General features: G+C 37.9%; 15 protein-coding genes and 1 tRNA gene. 7 read left to right on the top strand and 9 right to left on the bottom strand.

The annotated features are described in order from the left end of the window. Positions 1–150: 150 nt before the first annotated feature. Complete coding sequence (locus tag ACDX78_RS01775) at positions 151–639, top strand: CotO family spore coat protein (RefSeq protein ID WP_486024813.1); 489 nt, start codon at positions 151–153, stop codon at positions 637–639. A 125-nt stretch (positions 640–764) separates the two neighbouring features. Here the strand turns inward: ACDX78_RS01775 and ACDX78_RS01770 are convergent, their stop codons facing one another. Beyond that, positions 765–1223, bottom strand: a complete 459-nt coding sequence (locus tag ACDX78_RS01770) for a CotY/CotZ family spore coat protein (protein ID WP_486024811.1) — start codon at positions 1221–1223, stop codon at positions 765–767. 193 nt (positions 1224–1416) lie between these two features. On the opposite strand from ACDX78_RS01770, the gene ACDX78_RS01765 reads away from it, so the two are divergent. Next, entirely contained in the window at positions 1417–1644 is a 228-nt protein-coding gene (locus ACDX78_RS01765; RefSeq protein ID WP_486024809.1) for a hypothetical protein, read from the top strand. Between the two features lie 102 nt (positions 1645–1746). Here the strand turns inward: ACDX78_RS01765 and ACDX78_RS01760 are convergent, their stop codons facing one another. Continuing rightward, entirely contained in the window at positions 1747–2064 is a 318-nt protein-coding gene (locus ACDX78_RS01760; protein WP_486024808.1) for a hypothetical protein, read from the bottom strand. 73 nt (positions 2065–2137) lie between these two features. After that, the gene (locus ACDX78_RS01755; protein WP_486024806.1) at positions 2138–2449 is read right to left on the bottom strand and encodes a hypothetical protein; all 312 of its coding nucleotides are present in this window, start codon (positions 2447–2449) and stop codon (positions 2138–2140) included. Positions 2450–2973: 524 nt separating this feature from the next. Between ACDX78_RS01755 and ACDX78_RS01750 the strand changes: the two genes are divergently transcribed. Beyond that, positions 2974–3228, top strand: coding sequence for a hypothetical protein (locus tag ACDX78_RS01750; protein ID WP_486024804.1), 255 nt, complete (start codon positions 2974–2976; stop codon positions 3226–3228). A 53-nt stretch (positions 3229–3281) separates the two neighbouring features. Here the strand turns inward: ACDX78_RS01750 and ACDX78_RS01745 are convergent, their stop codons facing one another. From ACDX78_RS01745 to ACDX78_RS01720, 6 genes are all read right to left on the bottom strand, one after another. Further along, on the bottom strand, positions 3282–3986 hold the full coding sequence (locus tag ACDX78_RS01745) for a DUF421 domain-containing protein (RefSeq protein WP_486024802.1): 705 nt from the start codon (positions 3984–3986) through the stop codon (positions 3282–3284). 141 nt (positions 3987–4127) lie between these two features. Further along, positions 4128–4559: a GNAT family N-acetyltransferase gene (locus tag ACDX78_RS01740; RefSeq protein WP_486024878.1), complete on the bottom strand. Its 432-nt coding sequence runs from the start codon at positions 4557–4559 to the stop codon at positions 4128–4130. Beyond that, positions 4556–5068 (bottom strand): YjcG family protein, encoded by a 513-nt coding sequence (locus ACDX78_RS01735; protein ID WP_486024800.1) that lies wholly within the window; start codon positions 5066–5068, stop codon positions 4556–4558. The genes ACDX78_RS01740 and ACDX78_RS01735 overlap by 4 nt, the downstream gene beginning before the upstream one ends. A gap of 199 nt (positions 5069–5267) precedes the next feature. Then, positions 5268–5999, bottom strand: coding sequence for an alpha/beta hydrolase (locus tag ACDX78_RS01730; protein ID WP_486024798.1), 732 nt, complete (start codon positions 5997–5999; stop codon positions 5268–5270). Between the two features lie 61 nt (positions 6000–6060). Beyond that, positions 6061–7881, bottom strand: a complete 1821-nt coding sequence (locus ACDX78_RS01725) for an ABC transporter ATP-binding protein (protein ID WP_486024796.1) — start codon at positions 7879–7881, stop codon at positions 6061–6063. Next, a complete protein-coding gene (locus ACDX78_RS01720; RefSeq protein WP_486024795.1) occupies positions 7871–9601 on the bottom strand; it encodes an ABC transporter ATP-binding protein in 1731 nt (576 codons plus the stop codon). The genes ACDX78_RS01725 and ACDX78_RS01720 overlap by 11 nt, the downstream gene beginning before the upstream one ends. Between ACDX78_RS01720 and ACDX78_RS01715 the strand changes: the two genes are divergently transcribed. From ACDX78_RS01715 to ACDX78_RS01700, 4 genes are all read left to right on the top strand, one after another. Then, positions 9571–9822: a hypothetical protein gene (locus ACDX78_RS01715; protein ID WP_486024793.1), complete on the top strand. Its 252-nt coding sequence runs from the start codon at positions 9571–9573 to the stop codon at positions 9820–9822. The two genes, ACDX78_RS01720 and ACDX78_RS01715, sit on opposite strands and share 31 nt — an antisense overlap. 162 nt (positions 9823–9984) lie before the next feature. Further along, positions 9985–10057: transfer RNA gene (locus tag ACDX78_RS01710), tRNA-Val, on the top strand. A 663-nt stretch (positions 10058–10720) separates the two neighbouring features. After that, on the top strand, positions 10721–11311 hold the full coding sequence (locus tag ACDX78_RS01705; protein ID WP_486024792.1) for a TasA family protein: 591 nt from the start codon (positions 10721–10723) through the stop codon (positions 11309–11311). Between the two features lie 244 nt (positions 11312–11555). Continuing rightward, positions 11556–14975: a phosphodiester glycosidase family protein gene (locus tag ACDX78_RS01700; RefSeq protein WP_486024790.1), complete on the top strand. Its 3420-nt coding sequence runs from the start codon at positions 11556–11558 to the stop codon at positions 14973–14975. Positions 14976–15559 lie beyond the last annotated feature (584 nt).

Genomic DNA, 15559 nt, shown 5'->3' with positions numbered 1-15559 from the left:
GACACGGGCGTTTCTTCTGTAAAAGAAGAAACGTTTTTCTTTAAAAAAGCACAATGCAACAGGAGAACGGTCCCTTTGTTTCTCTTTTGAACGTTTATAAATTTGGGTCATATACTTTAGGGAGGACGTCATGTAAAGGAGAGATTATGAATGGCAAAGAAAAAATATGCGAGGGATCCGATGCTATATATTCAACAGCCTGATAATAAACACCCCCGAGCTTCGATGCAGTATAGTTATAGAACTAAAAAAAATTCATTCGCCAGTGAAAACGGAATTTATTCGAGGAGCCGCAGCTTTTTTGACGAAGAAAGAGAAGCGCGTCAAAATGAAGAAAATGTAGAGCTTGAGGAAGATGAATCAGATGAGGAGAAGGAGGATAATCCAGCAGAAGAAAATAAACGAAAACAGTTTAATGAACGTACGCTGGAGGAAAAAATAAAATATTTTGCAGACACGCCTGATTACGTTCCGAGAAAAAAATGTGAAATTAAAACGGAGCATAAAACGTACCGAGGAATTATTGCAGAAAAAGACGAAGAGCATGTATTTATTCGGGTTGGAAATAGAGCGAGAACTGTGAAAATCGCTATAAATGAAATAAAAAACATAAAACTTCTAGGTTTTTCTAAGAATTGAAGTAAACACCATGGAAATTATATTCCATGGTGTTTTAATAAACTGCGATATACTGCTTAATTTAGTGAAACCAATCCTTTCATGATATATGAATAGTGAGAGGTTTCATTTCTAAAGGACTAGAACTAGTTGATTGCATTTATAGCTGGCAGACATGTTACGTGACAGAAGCAGTCTAAGTCCACGGTCATACAGATTCCAGTAGCGCGTAATGGCTTTGTATCCTGATCCGCAGGGCTTTTCGGATCTCTCTTGTCATCTTTAGGGTCTCTCAATAGTTCAACCACTGCACAGCAATCATCATCTACTTTTTTGACACGGAAGAAGAAGCTGCCCATGATATCACCAATATGACCCGGAAGTGCGCCAAATCCTTTAAATGGCTTGCAGTCCCCTTTACAATAAAGAATTACCGGTACAGTATCCAATCCGTTTGCTGCATCAGTCTCTCCCAGTAAATCACTGATGGACTGTTCACAGCTGGTATCACAGCAATTTTCTACTACATCATGCTGCGCATCAGAAATTTCTCTTAGAATATCACATACACAATGTCCAGTGCCATGCTCTTTTCCACACCCCATGAATTATTACTCCCTTCAAGTTGTATTGACTTAGTTGTCTCTAATAGAGTATGTTCGTGTACCATGTTTGTGTAGGCATACATAATAAGTTACCTGTATAATTTTTTGAAAAATTCAGGGCTGATGACCATATCGAAATAAATAATTTCACATAGACTATAAACGATAAAAATTATATGGGAGTGATTCATTCATGTCTGATAAAAAACAAGTTATTCATGTAAAAGACCTTGTTATTAAAGCAGATAATGTTGTTTTAGACACACCGGAACGTCGCCGGCCGCCGCGTCACCTGCTTTTTGGTTTTCCGGGAGAGAGACGAGATGAAGAAAGTGAATCATCAAGCTCCAGCTTTGATTTAGAAAGCAGTGACGAAAAGGGAAAAGATGAAGATGACAAAAGACCATTTTCGTGGATATAACATGAATTATTTTAAAGCAGCTGCAAGTTAGGCTGCTTTTTATTTTGAGGCGAGATTAGGGAACGTGATTCTAAACAGAACGGAGAAGGTATAAAATGATAATTACCTTCGCCGTCTTTTTTCACGATAAAGTTTAGCTTTTGTCACATCGTTATCTTCTATTATCGACTGGTGTGTCTTATGATTTGTGAGTTCTTCTAATTTCCGAACCGCAGACTCAAATTCTTCGTTTGAAATTTGTTTCGTTGCTAATAATGAACACAGCATAGCAAAGGCAATTGGTGTAGTATCAACTTTAACACTTACATCTACATCAGAGTTTCCGCTTTCACGAACTAAAGATTTATTTGCTTCCATTTCAGATGATAACATATTTCTAAACTTTTCCAATGAGTACAAATTATCCTTTAAACCTTCCATAACATACTACCCCCTCTAATTTATATTGAAGTGGGATGGAATTTCCCACTTCGAATATTCATCAGCCCATTTATCAATCGAATTCCTGTTCTTGCTCTTGCTCTTGATCCGACCTTGCTTTTGAACGGACGCGTGAATTGGAGTCGGAATCAACTTCAATATCTACATAAGAATTTCCACTGTCTACTACTTTGGCAATACTTGTGCTGCGATTTCTGTTTTTTAATTCGTTTTCATTATCGTTTTCGTTTTCTGACTTGAGATCACTTTCGAAATCGACATCCGCTTTAGAATCTGCATCAGACTTTGAATCCGAATCGGATCTTGATATGGAAAAACTTTGATTTCCATCTTCATCAAAAAGTCTTTTTTTCCTTTTACTCATTTTATTCCCTCCCTCTTACTGTGATCTAAAATTATTGTATTCACATTTTCTCTAAAGGGAGCGACATGTGCCTTAAATCATTTGTGGAATTTTATTATTTTGATTAAGGAGGAACTTTCTATACTAGGTATTGGTGTAGAAATGTCCACTTCAGATTGATTATAAATACATATTATAAAAATAGTTAGACATTTTCTTTTAATATATGGATAAAGGATGGAAATCGCTGAAAAAACTATGTCGGGAGAATCAATACATGATGCTGAGGGGGAGTATAACAGAAAAATGTTTTTGTATTGCACAAAAGTTCCGCACTATTCCATTTAGAATTCTTAATCGTCACACAAATCTCCCTTAGTTCTTCCACAAATCTTTTCATTTGTAAACCATCGGATCCAATTTAAATATTCATTCATACTTTAATAATAAAAAACTTATATAAAAAAGATTAAATTTTCATTAATGGGGGTATATATAGGTAGTGAGTATATATATTTTCCAATAGAACATGGGGGGGAACCGACATGGGCTATATTTTGCCAATCGAACATCATACCTATATAAATTATCAAAATCGAATTACAAAGCAAAGGCTGAATCCATATTTTATTGAAGGGCCTTTTCACGTCATCCTTGAGGAAAAGCATCAAAAATTATCCAGTGAATACGATCGTATAAATTACACATATCAAAAAACTTCCAAGCCAAAGCCTTTTGGACAGAAGGAAGTCGATATGAGGTGGAAAGGAAAAGGGAAATATTTCAATGAAAAAATATAGTTAGAAAAAACTCTGGCATCACTTTTCAGTAGCGAGAGGTTATGCATCCTCAATTATTCAAACTTTTGATGATTACGATTAACAAATGGCAAAATGAATAATTTTTTTCCTTTATTGTATTCTGCATAAAACACATCTTCCACATTATCAAAATCTTGTTTTTTCAGCTGTTCTATAAGCCATTCCTCTGTAAGGTTCTTTTCCTTCAAATTATCATAAATAACTTCGCCGTCATTAATCAATGTGGTGGATAAATTAACTTCTTCCGGAGAAATCTTCATGTCACTCTTTGTTGGTGTTTGAAATGGGGATTTTTTTAAAACAGAGACGGTACCATTTGTTTCCAAAAATGCATACTCCACCTCTTCCAATGAAAAGATATCCTTCGCTCTCAACAGGAGCTGCAGCTGATTTACATCAAGATTATTTTTTTTCATGACGTCACGAATGAGTTTTCCATTATAAATGACAATGTCAGGACTGCCTTCCAGTAATTTACGGGTACGTTTATATTTCTGGGTAATGATTTCAGTTAAGTATAATAACCCTCCCCAAAGAGATACAACAAAAGCAATTTCCGGGATCCCTGCCTTTTCATCAAACAAAGCGTTTCCGACAAGTTCACCAAGAATTAACGCAGAAATAAAATCAAAAGGCGTGATTTGGTTAATTTGTGTTTTACCTAGTATTTTAGCGAGTGCGAATAGGGCAACGAAGCCAAATAAAGTATCGGCAAGCATGGATAAATAACCTGTCACAGTATCAGCTCCTTTTAACGGTCAGCTCTTAGTTTAACCGCTAAAGGCAATACAATTCATGATTTCACTAATACCAAGATGAAAATAGGAAAAACCTCTTCACCCTAATAATGGGAAGAGGTTTCGAAGCCAATCAAAATATTATAATTCTTTAATCATCGTAACATGCGGGATTCCAGCATCCATAAATTCACCAGAAATGGTTTGGTATCCGAGCTGACTGTAAAAATCCTCCGCATGTGTCTGCGCGTTGAGTTTTGCTTTCTTATAACCTTTTGTGCGTATCATTTCTTCCATCGCATGAATCATTTGCTGTCCAAAGTGTTTACCTCTATACTCTTTCATCACACAAATCCGTTCCAATTTTCCATACTCACCGGCAAACCTGAGCCGGCTGGCCGCAACCGGGGTGTCTCCGGCTTCATATCCAACAAAGTGAATGGCTGTCTTATCATGTTCATCAATTTCTTCTTCGGGAGGAACTTTTTGTTCCTCTACGAAGACAGTCATACGGACATGATAAGCATCATCAATTTGCTGTCTTGTATTTGCAACTGTTATATTCACATTTATTCCTTTCCAAATACGAATGTTTCATGTACAGTCCATGAGCCATTATCCAATTGATATAATAATTGAAAACGGTCAACTGTATCTTCAAATTGGATATTTTTCATTTTTAATTGGCCAAATACATCGGAATATTCATCATGTGACAATTTTTGAGCGATGGTAATGTGCGGAACAAACGAATGCTCCTGATTTTTTGGGAATATACCTTCCTGTAACCGCTCAGATAGATCCTGTAACACCTGAATCGGTTCCACTTTTAAATAAATTGTATTTGTTACTGGTGCAAAAGTACTCACTTTATTTACATTAATTGTAAAAGGTTCTACCTCATTGGCAATATTTTTAAGTTCTGCTGTTATTTCTTCGATAAGTTCATCATCTGCGTCAAATGATTCTTTTAATGTTATGTGTGGCGGAATTAATGCATAGTGAGGATCGTAACGCTTTCTATACGAATTTGCTTCATCCTGAACATATTTTGATGGGAAAATAGCTATTCCGACTTTCATGATAAAACCCTCCTTTAGATTTTACGTTTAATGGATCATGGACTATGATTCCGCAGACAAAATGAAAATCTGGTTGTATTAATTATCTATTATAACAAAAATTCGCTTATAATGAGAGAACTTTTGGAAGAAACATGGAGAAAACCCTCCAGTTTCAGGAAATTTCCTGGAAAATACAATAGAAGAACCGTCCCGCTGTTTATAAATGACCAAACATTGTTTTCAGCAGGTGTTTCATATCTTTCTGCCAATATTTCCATGTGTGAATACCATCTTCCAGCTCGTGATATTCGTAGCTGCCGCCTTTTTCGAGCAGCAGTTTGTTTAATTCTCGATTTGGTGTAACGAAGTCCATGGTTTGATTATCCGTCATTTTCACTTCTGTTTCTGCTGTGCCGATTGTGTGGTAGATATCCATGGAATGTAAATTATCCGTGTTTTTTACTTTCTCCAACACCGTTTTATCTACATACGGTGATTGCATAATTACTTTACCAAAAGTATTAGGGTATTTTAAAGCAGTCATTAGTGCTAGTGTTCCTGCAAGTGAATCTCCCATGAGCGCTCTCGTATATCCCATATTATAGGTTGGCAGCTCATCATCCAGCAGAGGTACTACTTCGCGAACTAAAAAATTTGTGTATGCTTCATTTTGTTCGCCGGTTGGATGATATTTTTTTCTGCGATCGTATCTGTCCTGGTAATGGATGCCAACAAACACGGTATTGGTTATTTCTTCTGCGTCATGTAATCGGTCGCTTAATGTGGCGACTCTTCCCATTTGGAAATAATCATTCCCATCCTGCATAATACATACCGTATATTTATACAGGTCGGAAAATTTCTCCGGTTTAAATATGTTAATAGTCATTTTTTCATCAAGATACTTACTGTTTATCTCTCTATCCACCATTGTTCCTTTTCTGCCCATTTATAACACTCCAAACCTAAACTTTTACGTTGTTTTCATCCTATTTCCATTATAAGCATAATCAGTTAGCTTTATCTAATAATTGTCCTCTGTATAGGTCATAATAGTTGCCATGTTCCTCCAAAAGCTCTTCATGTGTACCTTTTTCAATAATCTCTCCATGCTCCAGCATGATAATTTTATCTGCTTCCTGTATCGTGTTCAGGCGGTGGGCGATCACAAAGCTTGTTCTTCCTTGCATCAATCGTTTTAATGCATCCTGAATTTTTAATTCCGTAATCGTATCAATATTACTTGTCGCTTCATCCAAAATGAGGATGGCGGGTTCTGCAAGCAAGGCGCGAGCGATTGTCAAGAGCTGCTTTTGCCCCTGGCTGATGCCGCTTCCTTCCTGATCCAGTACGGTATCATATCCATTGGCGAGGTTTTCGATAAAATCATGGGCGTTTGCATCTTTTGCTGCTTGAATCACTTCTTCATTTGTTGCCCCCAAGCGGCCATAACGGATATTCTCCCGGATGGTGGCATGGAATAAAAAGCTGTCTTGTAAAACAAATGCCATGTGCTGACGAAGACTGGAACGTGTCATGTTTTTTAAATCTGTCCCATCTAAAATTATCTTCCCCGCATCATAGTTATAAAAACGTGAGATTAAATTGATAATCGTTGTTTTCCCCGCGCCAGTATGTCCCACAAAGGCAACAGTCTCTCCCGGTTTAGCTTCGAAGCTGATATTTTTTAAAATAGTTTCATCCTGATATCCGAATGATACCTCTTCAAAAATGATATGTCCGTTAGTTTCCACCATTTCCTTTGCATTCGTTTCATCAGTTTCTTCCGCTTGTTCATCAATGACATTAAATACACGTTCTGCACCTGCTACTGCTGCCAGCAGCATATTAAACTGATTGGAAAGTTCGTTTAACGGGCGTGTAAATTGCCGAGCATATTCGGTGAAAATAACGATAATGCCGACGGTGATAAAGCCGTTAATGGCAAGAATACCACCAACAAGTGCTATTAATGCAAAGCTGAGGAAGTTCAGCATGTTCATGACTTTCGGAATAAATCCGGAAATCGTCAGCGCCCAAAATCCAGAACGGTTCAAGTTATTATTTCGTTCCTTAAATTCCCCAATTACACGATCTTCCTGGGAAAAAGTTTTTATAATATGTTGGCCGGATACAATTTCTTCCACATATCCGTTTACCTCACCCAAGTCGTTTTGCTGGAGCTTATATAAAGGGCCGGTTCTTCTCGTAATCCAGCGCATGACAAGGAACATGGCAGGAATAATCGACATTGTAACAACGGTGAGCAGTGGACTCAAATAAAGCATCACAGAAACTGTACCAACTAAAGTTAATACACTGGAAAAGATCTGGATGACCGACTGGTTTAAGGTATTATTCACATTATCAATGTCATTGGTAATCCGGCTCATCAATTCACCATGCTGTCGCTTGTCAAAATAGGAGATCGGCAGTTGGTGAAACTGATGAAAAAGATCCTCCCGCAGTGAATGCACTGTATTTTGGGCAATGCCCACCATCCAAAAATTTTGCAGGAAAATAGACAGGGAGTGAAGCAAGTAAACGATAGACAGCCAAATAATGAGCGTCACAAGTCCTGCGCTTTCTCTAGACACAATATAGTCATCTACAGCCATTCCGATCATAAAAGGTCCCAAAAGTGCCATAGCTGAGCTTATTAGCACCATAAAGATTACCATCAGCAGTTTTGCTTTTTGGCGTGCTAAATAGGACCAGATGCGTTTAATTGTTCCTGCTGTATTTCTTGCTTTTCTTTCCTTTTTAACATTAATCTTATCCAGTGGAATTTTTTCGTATTGAAAAGGTTCTTTCATCTGGTTATTTTGCATATGCATACTCCTTTCCAAACTGGGATTCCACAATTTGTTTATATAGTGTGGACGTGCTTAACAGTTCATCATGTGTTCCGATATCCAAAATTTTCCCGTTATCCATAAGTAAAATACGATCAGCACTTTTGGCAGTCGAAATTTTTTGTGTAATGATAAATGTCGTACATTGATAGTCCTGAATAGCTTGAAGCAGCCGTGATTCCGTGGCTAAATCAAGGGCACTTGTACTGTCATCAAGCATGATAATTTTTGGTTTGCGGATTAATGCCCTGGCAATAGATATCCGTTGTTTTTGGCCACCGGATAAATTAACTCCTTTTTGGCCAACTTTTGTCTCATACTGATTAGGCAAGTCCATAATTGTATCGTGAATTTGTGCATCTCTTGCAGCCTTCACAATATCTTCTTTTGAAGCGCCATTTTTCCCCCAGGCAATATTTTCGGTAATCGAACCAGTGAACAGTAGCGGACTTTGCGGGACATAGCCAATACTTCCCCGCAGCGTATCCATTTCATAGTATTGGATTTCCTTTCCATCCACAAAAATTTTTCCTTCTGATGGATCATAGAGCCTTGGGATAAGCTGGAATAAAGAAGTTTTCCCGGAACCGGTTGATCCGATCACAGCGAGTTTTTCTCCGGCATTGACCGTAAAGGATACATCTTTTAAAGTCATGTTATCTGCAGAAGGATATTTAAAAGAAACTTGCTGATATTCCACTTTTCCGTCTTTTACCTGAGCATTTTCATTCACTGATGTTTGATCCGCCGTGTCTGTATTCAAGGTAAGTACTTCACTTAAACGATTGGCAGATGCTTTCATTCGTGAAAAAGCCATGATAATAAACGTGAACATGGAGATTGACATGGCTACACGCATGGCGTAATTGACAATCGTTACTACTTCCCCGACCGATGTTTGGCCGGCAGTTGCCTGCACGTTTCCAAACCAAATAATAAAAATAAGACTTAAATTCATCACTAATAATAAAATCGGCATGGAAGATTCCACAAAACGAAATGTTCTGCGGGTACGGGCGGCTAGCTCCGTATTAGCATCCATAAACCGAGCCTCTTCATGATTCCGTCTGAAAAAAGCTTTAATCAGCCGCATTCCGGCCAGGTTCTCCTGCATGATTCGGTTAACGTTGTCTACGCTGCTTTGTACTTTATCAAACATGCTCCTGGCAACTTTCAGGACCCATAGAAGAAACCCGATAAGCAGCGGTACAGTTACGAGAAAGACCAGTGCAAGACGAGCATTTACAATGAACGCCATAGTCACACCGCCGATCACGATCAGCGGAGCTTTGGACATAATCCGAAGTGCCATAAAAATGGTGTTCTGAATTTGCCGCACATCATTTGTAAAACGGGTCACAAGTGCGGACGTCGGATACATATTTAAATTCGCAAACGAAAAAGCCTGTATTTTTTCAAATAACTTTTCCCGTATATCCCGGGCAAATCCCCAGGCGGCATGGGAGGCATAAAAAGAATTAATAATTCCGGCGATAAAAGCAATAAATGCAAGCCCAATCATAATACTGCCCCACATGATGATGTTGTTGATATCCTGATTGACAACCCCAGCGTTGATCATCATTCCCAAGAAAAAAGGGAGCATTAGTTCAACCGCCAGTTCCACAAGCATTAAGAGAAATGCAACACTAGCAGGAAGTTTGTATGGCTTTAAAAAAGAAAAAACAGTTTTCACAAAGACCCTCCATGCTTTATTATAATAAGGTATATTTTATTATAATGATAAACGGATATTTAATCCAATCTTTTATTTCGGGTTGCGAAATGATTTGTGGGATAGGGCTGGAACCCTTAAAATGTTGGAACGCTGATAAATTATGGAAAAGTGCTGATAAAATGGAAGAACTCGCTGATAAATCCCAAGAAGCGCTGATAAAATTGACGAAACTTAATTAAACTTGCTCCGCAATAACTATATTTTAAGAGAAAAAAGCAGAGAATCCCTGAAAAATAGCCAGTTAAGCAGGATAAATATGGTGCTAAGAGGGTGCACTCCAGTTTTTTCTATTGACATAATCGCACATATTTTATATATTAAATCTAGCAACAATTTCATACGATTCCGTAGCTCAGCTGGGAGAGCGCATGCTTGACAGGCATGAGGTCGTTGGTTCGAGCCCAATCGGAATCATAGGCAATTAGACACATTCCATATTTAGGAATGTGTCTCTTTTTGTGTCAAAGGTAGTAATTATGTCTCATTTTTATTATTGCTCAGATTGATAGAAAGAAATAACATGTATTTATTACTATTTTTATTGTGTTTTTATAAATTTCATTAATGTATTACAGACCTTCTCCCTAATTGTATTGTGTAACTCATTAGTACCTATTGTTCAATTTTGAATTCCTCGGTTATATATGACGAAATTCGTCATTTTTCTCATCGTTTATCTATTATAGTGATGATAACAGCTATGACTGTCTTGGTAGTTTGCTAGATGTAAAACCAGGAAAGGAGGGCAGAGGTTATCAATCTTATCAACAAACTGTCGAGCTTCAGCGGGACAGATCGGTTAGTATAAATTTTGAATCGAGCAGATTTCACAAGGCGATAATTATCGGAACTTTCGAACATGAAAATACAGTTAAATCAGTAGCCGGAGCAGCAAAATTTGAAAGAGAAAGATGCCAGCAGACAGAAGGCAGCATGTTCCTCCATGAGAAGTGAAACATTGGTATTGTTCATTGCAGGAGGGAAATATGGAGTGATCTAAGAATTTTGTAATCTTAGTGAAGGGAAAAGTGCTCTAAGGGTAGATTTAGTCTATTACACTATCGGGAGGTAAAGAAGATGGGAATAAAAAAGCAATTGATTACAGCTTTTTCAATATTTACTTTAGGAATTGGATTAATCGGTGGAGGTACTTTCGCATATTTTAGTGATACAGAAGTAAGCAGCAATACGTTTACTGCGGGTACATTGGACTTAAGTGTTGATCCAACAACGATCATAAATGTTGAAAATATCAAGCCTGGAGATTCTTTCTATCGTAATTTTGAACTTACAAATGAAGGAACGCTAGACATAGAAAAAGTTTTACTGGAAACATCTTATTCCGTAACAGATGCAACAGGAAATAACGGGGAGGAAGATTTTGGAGAACATGTAGAAGTGGAATTTTTATATAACAACAATAACTTGGATGAGATTATATACGCAACGACAATTGCTGAATTAGCTGAAATGACGCCAGAGGCCATTAATCAGCATATCATGTATCCTTGGTACGGTGAAAAAGGACTGCCTGTCGATTCAGCCCATGACTTTATTGTCAAATTTAATTTTGTGGACAATGGGAAGGATCAAAATGTTTTCCAGGGTGATTCACTTGAATTGACATGGACATTTGAGTCATTGCAAACAGATGGTGAAGAAAGATAACTCATTAATAGAGGAGGTTCAAAAAGTCCGGTGAAAATGACACATCGAATTTCTTCGTTGGCTTGCTTTTCCGTTGCTCACGTATTAACTGCATACGTTCCGCTACTCAAAGCTACGCTGCCTCGAACTTCTCGGTCCTTTTCATCCTCCTTTTTGAACACGCACTAATAAACAAATTAAATGCAGCTACCCAAAGAAGGTAACATGTGAGGAACGATAATCTCAATATGAATGGGTGAAAATCATGCGGTTTGTAAAAAAATTATTAATGCTGTCTTTTGTGTTTCTGCTAACCTTTCAAACTTTGGGATCGGTAGGATATGCCGGAAATACCGTGTCAAGTAGTCCAAACAATGTTTCAATTGAAAGTAAGGAGATTCCACAATCATCAAAAGAAGATGAACCACAGACACTTACAGGAATAAAACAGAGTGAACAGATAGAAACAAAATCGGAAACCGAGCAGGTTGGAAAAGGTGTTGAATTTACCACATTTGAAATGCTTGATGCTCGTGGATGGATCAATGGAGAAATGTTAGAGATTGATCTTGGGAATGAAGCTGTTTCTCTTGACCTTTTAAATTCCGGAAATGCAGTTGCAGCTTCAGAACCAATTTCTGAAGTAACCAACCGTGAAGGAGCGATTGCCAGCGTAAACGGAGATTTTTTTGATATCAATGCTACTCAATCTCCGTTAGGTATTGGAATTAAAGATAGTGAAATAATTAAGGGACCTAATAATGGCAGAGAAATGTCAGCAGGTGTTACAAAGGAAGGGATTGGGGAGATAGCCAATATTTTCCTGGATGGCACAATCACATTTAATAATCAAGAACATGAATTGGAATCCTTAAACCAAAATACTATTCCCGTAGATGGAATAGGTTTATATAATTCCTTATGGGGACAAGCATCCAGGGAAGGTGTCATTCATGGAGATCAGAATGTTTATGAAGTGATTATTGAAAACAGGGAAGTTGTAGAAGCCGGCAGTGAAATTTCTGATGGTGAAATAGCAGAGAACATGAATATATTAATCGGTCGCGGGAATGGCGCAGACACATTAAAAGAATTGCAAGTTGGTGATTCTGTTACGGTTGAATTTGAACCTAAAACAAATGAAGATGGGGAATATGAATTTGCCATTGGCGGAAATCCGACACTTGTAGAGGATGGTGCTGTACAAAATGTCGATGACGAAGCACTTGCGCCTAGAACGGCTGTAGGATTTTCCCAAGATGGCGGGACAATGTATCTCGTTTTAGTAGATGGCCGTCAAAGTTCAAGCAGAGGAATGACATTACATGAAATGGCTGAATTAATGAAAGAAGTTGGTGCATATCAAGCATTAAATCTTGATGGCGGGGGTTCATCAACACTTACCTCCAGAATGCCGGGAGAAAACGAAGTGGAAGTGAAAAATAATCCATCTGATGGAGTGGAACGTGAGGTGCCAAATGGTATTGGCATTTTCACTGCTGAAGGAAATGGTCAACTTGCAGATCTGAATGCTGATCCTGTAAATCAAGATGAAAATGCTTATCGTGTTTTTCCTGAATTAACAAGGAATTTTACAGCGAATGGTTTTGATGATGCTTTTGATGCTGTGGCTGTTGAAAATATTCAATGGGAAGTTTACCCAAGTGAGTTTGGAGCATTTAACGATCAGGGGGTATTCACTGCGAGTAAGCAGGGGTTAGCTTTAGCCAAAGCAGAAGAAGGTAATGCTGAATCAGAAAGCAGAATTCAGGTTTTGGGAGAAATAAAGAGAATAGAAGCAACTGAATCCAGAATTAGTACTGTTCTGGAAGAAACAGATCGTTTTTCGGTAATGGGTTTTGATGAGAATGGTTATTCTGCCCCTATTGAAACCCAAGATATTCAATTAGATTATGATGAATCTGTAATTAGAATTACAAGTAATAATGACGGGGGTTATACAGTAACTCCAAAGATAGACGGAGCAGCAACTACGATTACAGTCACTGTTTTAGATAAAGTGTTCTATCTGCCCGTAACCATTGGGTTCCAGAAGCAAATGGTTTCAGATTTTGAAGATGCTTCTATATGGAGTGCCCAAAGATTTCCAGCTGAAGTAGGAGCTTCTATAGAAACAGTGGAAGGTTACGAAGGAGATGCCATTCAATTAAATTATGATTTTAGTACAACTACTGCCACCCGTGCAGCATATTTGCAAGCAACCCCTGACGTGGAGCTTCCGGCCAATACACAAAGAATTGGTCTTTGGGTTCACGGAGATGGAAACGGAGCCTGGCTTCGTGCCGTACTCAGAGATGTAACTGGTACTCAATATGTAATAAACTTAGCTGATGAAGTCGATTGGACAGGGTGGAAATATGTTGAAGCTCAAGTACCAGAAGGTATTCAATATCCAATCAGTTTGTGGAGAATTTATCCTGTAGAAACAGATCAAAACCAACAATATACTGGAAGTTTAATTTTTGATAATTTGACTGTAGAAGTTCCGCCTGAAGTTGAGATGCCTGAACAGGGAAAACCGGAAGCGGATCCGCTTATTATTCAAAATGATGAATTTGACGAGAATCAATGGGAATTTGCTGTTATTGCAGACACGCAATTTGTAGCAGCTAACCCTGACAGTGAAGCAATGGAAAGAACGCGTGAAACTTTACAGGAAATAATAACTGCTGATCCTGAATTTTTGGTCATAAACGGTGATTTTGTTGATACTGGATACCCGGAAGATTTTCAATTAGCCAAGCAGGTTTTAGATGAAGAAATTGGGGATCAGTTCCCGGTTTATTACGTGCCAGGTAACCACGAAATGGCGGGAACGGGGGATTTAGATAATTTTGAAGCGGTCTTTGGAGATACGCGACAATCATTCGTTCATAATGGTGTACAATTCATTATGATGGATTCATCAACCGGAAGTTACAGGGTTTCTGATTTTCAGCAATTAGTTGAATTACAGTCCACTATAAGTGAGGCTGCACGAAATCCAGAAATTCGAAACGTAATTGTATTTTCACACCATCCAACAAATGACCCGATGACAACGGCTAATAGTCAATTAAGTGACCGAAAAGAAGTTGCCCTTGTAGAAGAATGGCTGTCTGATTTTAGGATGATGTCTGGGGGAAAAGGAGCAATATTTATTTCTTCCCATGCTTCCATTTTTAACGTAAACCGTGTGGACGGTGTACCCTATTTTGTGACCGGATCGGCAGGCAAAGATCCTTATGGCACACCAGACAATGGAGGAATCCTCGGTTGGACTATGTTCGGTGTTAAAAAAGAATCCTCATTATTACGAGGTATTCAAGGTCCGGATGCGACGGATTGGGTAAGAGCAAAAGTAAATCCATCACTTGAAGAGATTACGATTGAAGCACCTGAATTCTTAGAAGCAGGTGAAACAGTTGAAGTAGAAGCTACCGGTCATCAGCCGGGAGCTATTAACTTCCCGCTCAGATATCCAGCGAGTGTTAAATGGTCAGGAAGTGACAATGTATTTGTGGGTGCCAGTGAAGAAATTGAAGATGTGATTGGATCAGAAGAATATACAGCGGTATTTGATTATATCACAGGTAAACTTACTGCCATACATCAAGGTGAAATCACATTAAAAGTCCAATCCAATCAACTGGATTCTGAAGTTACAATACAGATTAACGATTAATGATAGAAATTGATTTTTTAGAAAGGCCATTTAAAACTTAATGGAATTTGAGACAGTTCAGCTGACTGTTAATATAAGTAATTTGATGGATTAGGGGGAATTTCCCCTGATCCATTTCTTTTTTGGCGTTGTGTAGCCCACTTTGATTCCCAAATAACACTAATTAATTCCATAAACAGTTTCCTTTCACTTGATTAATCCATAATTTTAGCTTAAATGAGAAAATTCACTATTAATATTAAGCAGTTTTTACTATGGAGCTATTGCAATAACAGTACAAAAGTTCTGTTTCTTAAGAAAAGTATTTTATTTCCACAAAATACTTGGTATGATTACACCATAATACTTCATAGATTTAACAGTACACTTTAAAAAGATGGGGGATAAGTTGACTAATGAAATAGAAATTAAAAATTCCTACATTAATTGTTTAACTCCACAGAATAGGATTACATAATTAATAATGAATGGTATTCCCTCTTGAAAGGACAAGTATGTTTAGATTGCAACCCTTTCTATATCCACCACCTGCAGAGATCCTATATCGTATTTTATCCCTTATTAGTGTCAGAAACTATGAATCT

The sequence above is a fragment of the Virgibacillus oceani genome (assembly GCF_041521345.1).
Taxonomy (GTDB): Bacteria; Bacillota; Bacilli; order Bacillales; family Amphibacillaceae; genus Virgibacillus_N; species Virgibacillus_N oceani_A.
The sequence above is the reverse complement of the archived record's forward strand: the minus strand, read 5'-3'. Positions and strand labels throughout refer to the sequence as shown.